This window comes from Pseudomonas sp. B111 (genome assembly GCF_026428275.1).
GTDB classification, from domain to species: domain Bacteria; phylum Pseudomonadota; class Gammaproteobacteria; order Pseudomonadales; family Pseudomonadaceae; genus Pseudomonas; species Pseudomonas aeruginosa.
In genome coordinates, this window is record NZ_CP097857.1 from 1,033,272 (window position 1) to 1,045,705 (window position 12,434).

At 70.0% G+C, this 12,434-nt stretch carries 12 protein-coding genes; 5 read left to right on the forward strand and 7 right to left on the reverse strand.

The window, feature by feature from the left end; genetic code table 11:
- Positions 1–76: 76 nt before the first annotated feature.
- The 3 genes from foxR to M6E97_RS04755 all read right to left on the reverse strand — a co-directional run bounded on the left by foxR (position 77) and on the right by M6E97_RS04755 (position 2,593).
- A complete protein-coding gene (gene foxR, locus M6E97_RS04745) occupies positions 77–1,063 on the reverse strand; it encodes an anti-sigma factor FoxR (protein WP_019486298.1) in 987 nt (328 codons plus the stop codon).
- An 8-nt stretch (positions 1,064–1,071) separates the two neighbouring features.
- Positions 1,072–1,590, reverse strand: coding sequence for a sigma-70 family RNA polymerase sigma factor (locus M6E97_RS04750; RefSeq protein ID WP_003089775.1), 519 nt, complete (start codon positions 1,588–1,590; stop codon positions 1,072–1,074).
- Positions 1,591–1,678: 88 nt separating this feature from the next.
- Entirely contained in the window at positions 1,679–2,593 is a 915-nt protein-coding gene (locus tag M6E97_RS04755; RefSeq protein ID WP_003089777.1) for a LysR family transcriptional regulator, read from the reverse strand.
- A 124-nt stretch (positions 2,594–2,717) separates the two neighbouring features.
- On the opposite strand from M6E97_RS04755, the gene gtdA reads away from it, so the two are divergent.
- The 5 genes from gtdA (at position 2,718) to M6E97_RS04780 (ending at position 7,524) form a co-directional block, all read left to right on the forward strand.
- Complete coding sequence (gene gtdA / locus M6E97_RS04760) at positions 2,718–3,779, forward strand: gentisate 1,2-dioxygenase (RefSeq protein ID WP_019486297.1); 1,062 nt, start codon at positions 2,718–2,720, stop codon at positions 3,777–3,779.
- Positions 3,780–3,791: 12 nt separating this feature from the next.
- Positions 3,792–4,490 (forward strand): fumarylacetoacetate hydrolase family protein, encoded by a 699-nt coding sequence (locus M6E97_RS04765; protein WP_034005383.1) that lies wholly within the window; start codon positions 3,792–3,794, stop codon positions 4,488–4,490.
- 77 nt (positions 4,491–4,567) lie between these two features.
- Positions 4,568–5,914, forward strand: coding sequence for an MFS transporter (locus M6E97_RS04770; RefSeq protein ID WP_023094007.1), 1,347 nt, complete (start codon positions 4,568–4,570; stop codon positions 5,912–5,914).
- A gap of 12 nt (positions 5,915–5,926) precedes the next feature.
- The gene (maiA, locus tag M6E97_RS04775) at positions 5,927–6,571 is read left to right on the forward strand and encodes a maleylacetoacetate isomerase (protein ID WP_003113293.1); all 645 of its coding nucleotides are present in this window, start codon (positions 5,927–5,929) and stop codon (positions 6,569–6,571) included.
- Between the two features lie 41 nt (positions 6,572–6,612).
- Positions 6,613–7,524: a SphA family protein gene (locus M6E97_RS04780; RefSeq protein WP_019485206.1), complete on the forward strand. Its 912-nt coding sequence runs from the start codon at positions 6,613–6,615 to the stop codon at positions 7,522–7,524.
- Here M6E97_RS04780 and M6E97_RS04785 read toward each other — a convergent pair.
- The 4 genes from M6E97_RS04785 to dsbD form a co-directional block, all read right to left on the reverse strand.
- Entirely contained in the window at positions 7,506–8,840 is a 1,335-nt protein-coding gene (locus tag M6E97_RS04785) for a cytochrome P450 (protein WP_003089787.1), read from the reverse strand. The two genes, M6E97_RS04780 and M6E97_RS04785, sit on opposite strands and share 19 nt — an antisense overlap.
- A gap of 72 nt (positions 8,841–8,912) precedes the next feature.
- On the reverse strand, positions 8,913–9,683 hold the full coding sequence (dsbG, locus tag M6E97_RS04790) for a thiol:disulfide interchange protein DsbG (RefSeq protein WP_003089790.1): 771 nt from the start codon (positions 9,681–9,683) through the stop codon (positions 8,913–8,915).
- Positions 9,680–10,516 (reverse strand): TlpA family protein disulfide reductase, encoded by an 837-nt coding sequence (locus tag M6E97_RS04795; protein ID WP_003089792.1) that lies wholly within the window; start codon positions 10,514–10,516, stop codon positions 9,680–9,682. Before M6E97_RS04795 ends, dsbG begins: the two co-directional genes overlap by 4 nt.
- Positions 10,516–12,285, reverse strand: a complete 1,770-nt coding sequence (dsbD, locus tag M6E97_RS04800) for a protein-disulfide reductase DsbD (RefSeq protein ID WP_003109558.1) — start codon at positions 12,283–12,285, stop codon at positions 10,516–10,518. The genes M6E97_RS04795 and dsbD overlap by 1 nt, the downstream gene beginning before the upstream one ends.
- Between the last annotated feature and the right edge of the window lie 149 nt (positions 12,286–12,434).

Sequence of the window (12,434 nt, forward strand, 5' to 3'; positions counted from 1 at the left end):
ACAAAAATAATGAAAATAATTTTCAGTGCGTTTCGCTCCGGGCGGAAGCAAGCGTCCACGCGGCCGCCGGCGCGACTCAGGCGGCGACCACCCTCACCCACCAGCGGGTATGCCGCTGCAGGCGCACCGGCAGGGTCCGCGCGAGCACCTGCAACAGCTTGTCGGTGTCGTCCAGGCGGTAGACCCCGGACAGGCGCAGGTCGGCGACCTCCGCGGCGCAGCCGAGGTAGCCGTTGCGGTAGCGGCTGACCTCGGCGAGGAAGTCGGCCAGGCGCATGTCGCGGGTGACGATCAGGCCATCGGCCCAGGCCACGGCGTCCATCTGCGGCCGTTCGAGGCGCCGCACGCCGTCGGCGGCGATCCGATAGCTCTGCCCCGCCTCGGCCACCGGAGCCTGCAGCGGACGCGCGCCGAAGGCATCGATGCGCACCGAACCCTCGCTGACGCTGAGACAGGTGGCGGCATCTTGCAGGCGTACGTTGAAACGGGTGCCGAGGGCCTCGAACAGCCCTTGCGCGGTACGTACCCGCAGCGGCCTGTGCGTGGGCGATTGCGTATCGGCGCCGCTGGCGAGGAAGATCTCGCCGCGGGCGAGGAGGATCAGGCGCTGGCCGGCGTCGTAGCGCACGTCGACCGCGCTGTCGGTGTTCAGTTGCAGGCGGGTGCCGTCGACCAGCTCGATACTGCGTCGCTCGCCGGTGGCGGTGCTGTAGTCGGCGCTCAGGCGCTGCCAGGGCAGGCTGTCGCGACCGACCCAGGCCACGGCGCCGCCAGCCACCAGCAGCGACAGCAGTTTCAGCGCCTGGCGCCGCTGCAGGCGCTGCGCGCTGCTGTCCAGGGTGCCGTAGGCGACCCCGCCGGGCAGCGCCTTGAAGCGTCCGTGCAGTTCTTCGTTGAGCGCGCTGACCTGCTGCCAGGCCCGCTCGTGCTCGCCGTGCTCCGCGCGCCAGGCCGCGCAGGCGCGCTGCAGGCGATCGTCGCCCGGCTGCGAGCGCAGGCGGACCAGCCAGTGGATGGCCTGCCTGACCACCGCTTCGTCGACCCTACCGCGCGTCCCGTCCACGGCTCCGCTCATTCGCCGTAGCGCAGCAGGTAGCAGTGGTACAGCGCCTCGGCCACGTAGCGCTCGACGCTACGCTGGGAAACCCCCATGCGTTCGGCGATCTGCCGGTGGCTGAGGTCTTCGCACTGGGCCAGGAGGAAGGCGGTGCGGACCTTCGGCTTGAGCCCGTCGAGCATCCGCGAGATTTCCTCCAGCAGTTCCAGCACCAGTTCCCGCGCCTCGGGCGACGGCGCCTGTGCCTCGGGCAGGTGGGCGATGCTTTCGAGGTAGGCGCGCTGCAGTTCCTCGCGACGCCAGTGGTCGATCACCAGGCCGCGGGCGATGGTCCGCAGGAACGCGCGCGGCATGCCGATCTCGCGCAGTTCGCGCTTGAGCAGGATGCGCAGGAAGGTGTCCTGGGCCAGGTCCGCCGCGTCCGCCGCGCAGCCCAGCTTGCCGCGCAACCAGTTCTGCAACCAGCCATGGTGCTCGCTGTACAGCGCATGCATGGCGCGATGGTGGGCGCTGAGAAGGATCGGGGCGGACATGGGAAAGTTGGGGCGACACATGAATGATAATGAATCGCATTGTCGAGAAGCCGCGGCCTTTTTGCAATAGCACCCGCCGGCCGGCGCCCTACTCGGCCGCCGCGCCTTCGCGCAGGCAGGCCAGCAGGTCTTCGCTGGCGCGGTCGCGATGCGGTTCGTCGCGCCAGCACATGCCCACCGCGCCCTCGCCGGGAATCTCCAGCGCCAGCCTGGCCACCAGGCCGAGCCCGGCGAGGTGCTCGACCACCCGCGCCGAGCCGATGGATAGCATGTCGCTGCCACGCAACAATTCGATGTTGGCCAGCATCGACGATGACTCCAGGCGGTAGGCCGGCGGCTGCCGGCCGCCCTGGGTCAGGGCCATGTCGAGCTTGCTGCGGATCGGCGAGCCGGGCGGCCAGACGATCCAGTCGTAGCGCCGCACGTCTTCCCAGTCCAGCGCGGCGGCCTGGGCCAGCGGGTGACCGGGCCGCGCCATCACCACGATCGCCTCGCTGTAGAGCACCTCGCAGCGCAGGCTGGCGCGCGGCGCATAGTTGTCCAGGCGCCCCACCACCACATCGAGCTGGCGTTTCTCCAGCCGTTCGAGAAGGCCGTTCATGGTGCCTTCGAGCAGTTCCACCTGGGCCCCGGGGTAGCGTCCGAGGAACGCCCGCAATGCGCGCGGCACCAGGCTCGGCGCGGAGGCCGGCGACGTGCCGAGGAGCACCCGGCTGCCGCTGCCGCTGCGCATCGCCTCGAGGTTCTGCCGCGCCCGCTCCATCTCGGTGAGCACGCGCTGGGCGTGGTTGAACAGGGTCATGCCGTAGGGCGTCGGGCGCAGGCCGCGGGCGTGGCGCTCGAACAGCGGCGCGCCGACGTCCTCCTCCAGTTCCTTGAGCCACTTCGACAGGCCCGGTTGGGTGGTGTGTGCGGCCCGGGCGGTGCCGCTGAGGTTGCCGGTCTCCATCAGGCTGACCAGCAGTTGCAGGTGTTGCAGGCGCAGGCGGCGGGTCCAGTCCATCGCAAGCCATCCTCGAATACGTATAGGTCGATGTCTAAATATCATTATTCGGTTATGCCTTCACCTCGAATAATGACTACCAGACCGAGGCGGCCCCGCCTCCTCCCGCCGGAGATTCATCGGTATGCATAACGACAATTCCACCGAGAAGCGCGCCGACTTCTATCGACGCATCCGCCAGCAGCACCTCACCCCGCTCTGGGAAGCCCTGCACAGCCTGGTCCCGGCGCAACCCGCCGGCGGCTGCCAGGCGGCGCTGTGGCGCTATCGCGAACTGCGCCCGTTCCTGCTCGAGGCAGGCGACCTGATCAGCGCCGAGGAAGCGGTGCGCCGCGTGCTGGTGCTGGAGAACCCGGACCTTCCCGGCCAGTCGGCGATCACCCCGAGCCTCTACGCCGGCCTGCAACTGATCCTGCCGGGCGAGATCGCCCCCAGCCACCGGCACACCCAGTCGGCCCTGCGCTTCGTCGTCGAGGGCTACGGCGCCTACACCTCGGTGGACGGCGAACGCACCCGCATGGAGCCGGGCGACTTCATCATCACTCCGTCCTGGACCTGGCACGACCACGGCAACCGCCCCGCCGCGGAAGGCGGCGAGCCGGTGGTCTGGCTGGACGGCCTGGACATCCCGATGCTGCGTTTCTTCGGCGCCACCTTCGCCGAAAACCATGATGAACCGGTACAGCCGTTGCGACGTGGCGAAGGCGACAGCCTCGCCCGCTACGGCAGCAACATGCTGCCGCTGCGCCATCAGCCGACGACGCCGACCTCGCCGCTGTTCAGCTACCCCTACGCGCGCAGCCGCGAGGCCCTCGAGCGCCTGGCGCGCCTCGAACGGCCCGATCCCTGGGAAGGCCACAAGCTGCGCTACGTCAACCCGGCCACCGGCGGCTGGGCCATGCCGACCATCGCCACCTGCCTGCAACTGCTGCCGGCCGGCTTCCTCGGGCAGCCCGCGCGCAGCACCGACGCCAGCGTCTATTCGGTGGTGGAAGGCAGCGGCGTGGCGCAGATCGGCGACCGGCGCTTCGCCTTCGAGGCCAAGGATCTGTTCGTCGTGCCCTCCTGGGCCGAGCTGCGCCTGGAAGCCGGCGCCACCGACTGCGTGCTGTTCAGTTTCTCCGACCGCCCTGTGCAGCAGGCGCTCGGCATCCTCCGCGAATCCCGCGAACCCCTCGCCCACTGAAGGACCCGTCCCATGAGCCATCTCTTCGCGCCCGAAGCGCCCGTCAGCCTCACCATCCATGGCAGCGACCAGACCTTCCCGGTGCGGCGGGTCTACTGCGTCGGCCGCAACTACGCCGCCCACGCCCGGGAAATGGGCTTCGATCCCGAGCGCGAGCCGCCGTTCTTCTTCTGCAAGCCGGCCGACGCGGTGGTCCCGGTCGCCGCCGGCAGCACCCTGGAGCTGGCCTACCCGAACCAGACCGGCAACTACCACTACGAGATCGAACTGGTGGCGGCGATCGGCAAGGGCGGCTGCGACATCCCCCTGGAGCAGGCCGAGGAACACGTCTGGGGCTACGCGGTGGGCCTGGACATGACCCGCCGCGACCTGCAGATGCGCATGCGCGAGATGGGCCGGCCCTGGGAGATCGGCAAGGCCTTCGACCGCTCGGCGCCGATCGGCCCGCTCTACCCTGCCAGCCAGGTCGGCCATCCGCGCCACGCCGCCATCAGCCTCCAGGTCGACGGCGAGGATCGCCAGCGCAGCGACATCGACCAGTTGATCTGGTCGGTGGCGGAAACCGTCAGCTACCTGTCGCGCTTCTTCGAGCTGCGCCCCGGCGACCTGGTCTTCACCGGCACCCCGGAAGGCGTCGGCGCGGTCGAGCGCGGCGAGCGGATGCTCGGCGCCATCGACGGCCTCGGCGAACTCAGCGTCCGCGTGGTCTGACCCACCGCCCGCGCACGGCGCGGGCCCACCCTGCCCTTCATCCGGGCCGTCGCCGCGGCGACGGCCGAGGAACGCTCATGCCTACGCCCGACAAGAACAACAAGATCGACGTCCAGGCTTTCATCGATGCGCAGGCGGTTTCCGCCTTCCAGTTGCGAGTCCTGTCGCTGTGCTTCCTGATCGTCGCCATGGACGGATTCGACACCGCCGCCATCGGCTTCATCGCCCCGGCCCTGGCCCACGACTGGCAACTGAGCCCGGCGCAACTCAGCCCGATCCTCGGCGCCGCGCTGGCCGGCCTGGCCCTCGGCGCCTTCGCCGCCGGCCCGCTGGCCGACCGTTTCGGACGCAAGAGCGTACTCCTGCTCTCGGTGCTGTTCTTCGGCGGCTGGAGCCTCGCCTCGGCCTACGCCGGTTCGGTGGAAACCCTGGCCCTGCTGCGCTTTCTCACCGGCCTCGGCCTGGGCGGGGCGATGCCCAACGCGATCACCCTGACCTCCGAATACTGCCCGCGCCGGCACCGCGCGCTGATGGTCACCGCGATGTTCTGCGGCTTCACCCTCGGCTCGGCGCTGGGCGGCCTGCTCGCCGCGCGGATGGTCCCGGCGCTGGGCTGGGAGAGCGTGCTGCTGCTCGGCGGCGGCCTGCCCCTGGCGAGCCTGCCGCTGCTCTGGGCATGCCTGCCGGAGTCGGTGCGCTTCCTCGCCCGCCGCGCACCGGACGCGGCGCGCCTGCGGCGCATCCTCGAACGCCTGGGGCGCCTGCCCGACGGCTGGGCCGGACACCTCGAACTGCCCGCCGACGAGTCCGACGGCACCTCGCCCCTGCGGCAGATCCTCGGCGCCGAGCTGCGCGGCGGCACCCTGCTGCTCTGGGCCACCTTTTTCATGGGCCTGCTGATCATCTACCTGCTGACCAACTGGCTGCCGACGCTGATCGGCGGCACCGGCTTCAGTCTCGGCGAGGCGGCGACGATCAGCGCCATGTTCCAGCTCGGCGGCACCCTCGGCGCACTCCTCCTGGGCAGCGCCATGGATCGCTTCGACGCGCACCGGGTGCTGAGCCTGGCCTACGTCGGCGGCGCCCTGTTCATCCTCGGCATCGCCAGCCTCTACCACAGCTTCGCCCTGCTGGCGCTGTGCGTCGCCGGCGTCGGTTTCTGCATCAGCGGCTCGCAGGTCGGCGCCAACGCCCTGGCCGCCGATTTCTATCCGACCCGCAGCCGCGCCACCGGGGTCAGCTGGGCCCTCGGCCTGGGCCGCATCGGCTCGATCGTCGGCTCCCTCAGCGGCGGCGCCCTGCTCGGCCTGGGCCTGGGCTTCAGCGGCATCCTCGCCCTGCTGGTGATCCCGGCGCTGCTCGCCGCCGTGGCCGTGCATCGCCTGGGCCGGCGCCGGGCCAGGCCTTCTTCCGTCACTCTCTGAACAGGACTTCCCATGCAGCTCTACAGCTTCTTCAACAGCTCCACGTCCTATCGGGTGCGTATCGCATTGGCCCTGAAAGGTCTGGATTACCAGGTAGTGCCGGTCAACCTGCGGCAGGGCGAGCAACTGCGCCCGGCCGACCGCCAGCGCAACCCGATGGGCGCGCTGCCGACCCTGGTCGACGCCGACGGCCGTCGGTTCAGCCAGTCGCTGGCGATCATCGACTACCTCGACGCCGTGCAGCCCGAACCGCGCCTGATCCCTCTCGACCCGCTGCATCGCGCCCAGGCGCTGGAACTGGCCCTGCTGGTGGCCTGCGACATCCATCCGCTGAACAACGTGCGGGTGCTCAAGTACCTGACCCAGGTCCTCGGCATAGACGCCGAGGACCGCCAGCGCTGGTACGCGCACTGGGTCGCCGAGGGCCTGGCGGCGGCGGAGACCCTGCTGAACCGACACCGTCGCGGCGCCTTCTTCGCCGGCGCCGCAGCGGGCATCGTCGAGTGCTGCCTGGTGCCGCAACTGGCCAACGCCCGGCGCATGGGCTGTGACCTGGCGCCCTACCCGGCGTTGCTCGAACTGGAGGGGCGCTGCCTGGCGCTCGAAGCCTTCCAGCGCGCCAGCCCCGAGCGCCAGCCCGACTACCTGCCGGACTGACGCGCTGCCCCGTGGAAAACAACAACAAGAAGGACACGCCCATGACCACCCGCACCCGGGCCAGCCTGCTGGCCCTGCCCCTGCTGCTGCCCTCGTTCCAGGCTATCGCCGCGCTGCCGGGAATGAACCTCGGCCAGACCTCCTTCCTCGACGGCAAGGCCCTGCCCGGCACGCTGTTCCAGCAGTTCGTGAATATCTACGAGGCCGACGACTTCATGGACGCCAACGGTCACCGGCGCCCGCTCGACAATCGCCTGCGCACCCTGCTCGCCACCAGCCACTTCGCCCACATCAGCCAGCACCAGCTGTTCGGCGCCTACTACGGCGCGGAAATCCTCGTCCCGGTGCTGCTCGCCGATCCCGACTTCGAACCCCACGCTGGCAGCGCCAACGGCCTCGGCAACCTGATCGTCAGTCCGTTCATCCTGCAATGGCCGCAGACCGAGCTGTTCGGCCGGCCCTACTGGCAGCGCCTGAACCTCGCCTTCCAGTTACCCACCGGGCGCTACGACAGGCATCGGGCGATCAATCCCGGCAGCAACCACTGGAGCTTCAACCCGCACTACGCGCTGACCTGGGAATTCGCCGAAGGCTGGGAAGCCAGCGCTCGCCTGCAGTACCTGTTGCCGGGCAAGAATCGCGACCCGGCGCCGCCGTTGGCCGACGACTACCTGCAGCCGGGCCAGGCGTTCCACGCCAACTACTCGGTATCGCTGGCGCTGGATGCGCATTGGCGAGTCGGGTTGTCCGGCTACAGCCTGCGACAGATCACCGACGAGCGGGTCGACGGGCACGACCGCCCGGACTCCCGCGAGCGGGTCGATGCCATCGGCCCGGCGCTGATGTTCGGCTGGGGCAAGTCGCGGCTGTTCCTCAACGCCTATCACGAATACGGCGCACGCAACCGCAGCGAGGGCAGCCGGCTGATCCTGCGCTACTCGCAGGTCTTCTGAGCGTCGCCTTCCGGGACGATCGGCAAGCGCTCCAGGGTGCGGAACACCGAGCTGCGCCGCCAGCGCAGGTCCGTCGGTTCCGAGGCCAGGGCGAAACGGCGACGCACCAGGCCGCGCAATGCGCATTGCAATTCGAGCCGGGCCAGGTACGCGCCCAGGCAGTAGTGCGGACCATGGGCGAACGCCACGTGCTGCTTGGCGTTCGCTCGCTGCAATTGCAGACGGTCGGGGGCGGCGAACATCTCCGGGTCGCGGTTCGCCGCGAGGAAGCTCAGCCAGACCTTCTCTCCAGGCGGAATCCGCTGGCCGCCGATCTCCACCTCCTCCAGGGTGCAACGCACGCCGCCGCGCACCGCGCCGTCGAAGCGCAGCAGTTCCTCCACCGCGTTCGCCGCCAGCTCCGGGCACCGCCGCAGCAGATCGAGCTGGTCGGGATGGGTGAGCAGCGCCAGCGTAGCGTTGCCGACCATGCTGATGGTGGTTTCGAACGCGGCCATGAACACCATGGCATAGGCCGCCACCAGGTCCTCGAGGCCCAGTCCGGCCTCCAGCATCGCGGCGCCGTCGAGGATGCTCGGCGCTGCGCCGGGCGGCGGGCGCGAAGAGCCATCGCTCCAGCCGCGCGCCTGGCGTTGCAGGTAGTCGCTGAAGGCGGCCGCGCTGCGGTTGATCTGCCCGGCATCGCCGTGGCTGGCGGCGAGATCGAGCCCGGCGGCCAGGTCGCGGCCCCAGGGCAGCAGTTGCCCGGTGTCTTCGCGGGGAAAGCCGAACAGCTCGGCGGCCACCCGGATCGTCAGCGGTTCGGCGAAGTCCCTGAGCAGATCGGGCTCGCGGCGCTCCAGCAAGCTGTCGAGGAGCTCTTCCACCAGCGCCTCGATGCACGCCTCCCAGCGGCGCACGGCGTCGGGGCCGAAGGCCGGAGCGAACAGCCTGCGCAGGCGGGTGTGCCGCGGCGCGTCGTTGAACAGCATGAAGTTGTCGTAGAAGCGCGCCAGCGGTTGCAATTGCTGGTGGCCGAACCAGCTGGCGCCGCCCTGGCGGACGCCGGCGGCGCCAAGGCGAGCGGGGTCGGCGGAGAAACGGCGGTCGCGCAGGCACGCCGAGACATCGGCATAGCGACTGATCCACCAGATCGAGGCCTGGTCGCGGCAGACCGGCGCACGGGAGCGGATCAGCCGCAACAGCGGATAGGGATCGGCGACGAAGTCGGGATGGTAGGTGTGGATGTCGAAACCGTCGCTCCGCGGAGCGAGCGCCGGACGCTGAGCGTCATGGCGCGGCTGCGCGCTGCCTTCCTCGCTGAATGCGTCGTCCATGGCCCTCGCTCCGCTGGGTTGGCGTAACGCAGGGAGTATAGATGGCCGGCGGCTCGGCGCCGGCCCGGAGGATCAACGCGGACCGAGGATCTCCGCCAACTGGTCCGGCTGCGGCGCGCCCTGTTGCTGCTGCATGCGCCCCTCGGCATTGAGATAGAAGATCGCCGGGGTCGCCGCGGCGCCCATCGACTCCATCAGTTCCATGTTGCCGGCGAGCTGCTTGCGCACCGCCGCCGGGATCTTCGCCAGCGGCTTCAGGGTGCTGGCCTTGCCCGCCTGCTCATGGTCGTGCAGGGCCTTCTGCGGGTCCTTGCTGGCCAGCAGCGCAGCGGACTTGGCTTCGCTGTCCTCGCGAATGATGCCGACCATGATATGCCGCAACTGCACCTTGCCGGCATCCACCCAGGGTCGCGCCTGCTCCCAGAACATGGTGCAGTACGGGCAGTTCGGGTCGCTGAACAGGTAGACCACGCGCGGCGCGTCGGCACGGCCATCGGCGATCCAGGCGCTCTGCTCCATCTTCTGCCACATTTCCTTGGCCAGCGGCGCATACACCAGGCGCTCCAGCGGTTCGCGGCTGAGGTCCTTGCCCTGGGCGTCGAACAGGTGGCCGGTGAGTACGTGCTTGCCGTCGGGCGTCAGGTACAGCGCCATGCCCTGGTTCTGGTATTCGGCGGCGTAGCCGCGCAGGCCATCCGGGGCGTCGAAGCTGCCGAGGATGCGGGCGCCCTTCTCCTGGACCATGCGGATCGGCGCCGGCAGCTCCTCCGCCGCCGTGGCCAGGCCGGCGTTGAGGAGGGTCAGGCCCAGGCCAAGGGTGATCAGGTTGCGCGGCAGTCTCATTCGGAACTCCTGGTTGCGGGGGCGGCAGCGGCCGGCTCGAAGGCTTCGAGGTAGCGCGCCAGGCTGCCGCGGGACAGTTCGCCGAGATGGCTGCCCAGCAGGCGGCCCTCGGCGGTGTAGAAAACGGTGGTGGGCAAGGCGACCGAGCCGACCTGCTGGCCAAGCTGCCCGCCGTTGTCGAACAGCAGGTTGTCCAGGCGCAGGTTCTCGCCCTGGAGGAAATGGCGCACGGTCTCGGCGCTCTCGCCCTGGTTGGCGAAGAGGAACACTACGTCGGGATTCTCCGCCTGCGCCTGTTGCAGCACCGGCATCTCGCGCCGACACGGCGGGCACCAGCTGGCCCAGAGGTTGATCACCAGCGGGCGGCCCCGGAAATCGGCCAGTTGCACCGACTCGCCGGCGGCGTTGCGCAGGCTCAGTTCGGGCAGGCGCGTACCGCGCTCGTAGATGCCCAGGCCCAGACTGCCAAGCAGCCAGAACGCCAGTCCGAGGCTGGCGCCGACACCCAGCGAGCGACGTAGCGCCGGTCGCCGCCAGGCCCAGAACAGCGCGCCGAGCACAGCGGCGAGCAGGCCTGGCCAGGCGAGGAAACCGCCATCGCGGATATCCAGCATCTGTGCGAAGTCGCCACGGTACTGCGGCCAGTAGCGCACCACGAAGGCCAGGCGCGCCACCAGCAGGCCGAGCAACAACAGGTTGAACAGCACCGGCTCGGCGTTGCGCCCGCCGCCGCGCGCCGCCAGCCAACCACCGAGCAGCGCGGCGCCGAGGGCGAGGAACAGCAGCAGGTGTTGCAGCGAGACCACCAGCGGTCCCAGGGAAAAACTCAGCATCAGCCGCGCTCCCGGGTCGCCTGCCAATGGGCGAGGAAGCCGCCGGCGTCGACTTCGCCGGTCAACCGGCGCGCGCGGCGCTCCTCGCCTTCCGGGCCGATCCAGATCAGGCTCGGCGGGCCGGGTACCTGGTAGCGGCGCAGCAGCTCGCGGCTGGCGGCGTTGTCCGCGGTCACGTCGAGCCGCAGCAGGCGCACGCCCTGCAGGGCGGCGAGCACATCGGGTTTGGCGAACACCTGTTTCTCCATGATCCGGCAGGACACGCACCAGTCAGCGTAGTAGTCGAGCAGCACCCATTGTCCCTCGGCCTTGGCCGCAGCCAACTGACGGTCCAGCTCGGCCGGCTGGCTCACCGTGAGGAACGCCTCGTGGGCACTGGCCGTCGGCGTAGCGCCCCGGTTCGCCGCCGCATACACCTGTAGCGGACGCCAGGGGTCGTCGGCCCCGGCCGCGGCGCCCAGCAGCATCGCCGCGCCCCAGAGACCGAAGATGCAGCCCGCCGCGCCGAACAGCACCGCGTGCCGTGCCAGGCCTCGCGCCGTGTGCAGCGCGGCGTAGGCCAGGACCAGCAACAACGCGCCGCCAAGGCCGATCCACAGCGCCTCGCCGAGCAGCGGACGCAGGAGTATCCAGGCGGTGCCGAGGAAAAGGAAGCCGAACACGCCCTTGACCAGGTTCATCCAGGGACCGGGCTTGGGCAGGAAGCGGCTGCCGACCGTCACCAGCAGCAACAGCGGCATGCCGATGCCGAGGCCCAGGCTGAACAGCACCAGGCCGCCATGCAGGGCATTGCCGGTCTGCGCGATATAGAGCAAGGCGCCGGCCAGCGGCGCGGTCATGCACGGCCCCACCAGCAGCCCGGACAACGCGCCGAGCGCGGCCGCGCCGGCCAGGCTGCCGCCCTTGCGGCCGCGACTGAGACCGTCGAGGCGGTCGCGCAGGGCCGCCGGCAGTTGCAGTTCGAAGAAGCCGAACATCGGCAGCGCGAGGAACACGAACAGCGCGGCGAAGCTGCCCAGCAGCCACGGCTGTTGCAGCCAGGCCTGCAGGTTGCCGCCAAGCAGCGCCGCGACCACCCCGAGTCCGGCGTAGACCAGCGCCATGCTCAGCACGTAGCTACCGGCCAGCAGCAGGCCGCGACGAGGGCCGGCGCCGCTGCCGACCACCAGCCCGGCGAGGATCGGCAGCATCGGCAGCGAACAGGGAGCGAACGCCAGCAGCAGGCCGAGGCCGAAGAACAGCAACAGGCTCCAGGCCAGGTTGCCGGCCTGCAGGCTGCCGGCCAGGCCCTGGTCCTCGGCGACTTCGCCGCTCGTCCCGGCGACGGCGGCGGCAGGGCCGGTACCGCCCAGGTCGAGCGCCTGGCTCTGCGGCGGATAGCACAGGCCGGCATCAGCGCAGCCCTGCCAGCCCAGGCGCAGTTGTCCGGCGGCGGCCGCCGGCAGGGTCAGTTCCAGGCTCTGGCGATAGACCTGCGACTCGCCGAAGAACTCGTCGCTGTGGCTTTCGCCCGGCGGCAACTGCGGCTGCAAGGCCGGGTCGAGTCCGTCGAAGCGCAGGCGCTTCTGGTACAGGTAGTAGCCCGGCGCGATCTGCCAGCGCAGTTGCACCTGGCCGTCGTCGAGGCGCTCCCAGGTGAAGCGGAAGGCTTTCTCCACCGGCAGGAAATCCGTCTGCGTCGCGCCGCGCGGCGCGAACAGGTCGTCGCCCGGTTGCGCCTGGGACAGGCCCGGCAGCAGGAGCATCAGGAGCAGGATCAACACACGCATGGATAACGCCTTCTACGATGAACTCGGCGGCAGCATGGCCAGCGACGATTAACAGGCCGTTAACGCGGCCACGGGAAAACCCCGGCGACGCGCCGGGCGGGGCATAATCCTGGCTTAATTCGCCCGCTTCAGACTCCTATCCCTTTAAC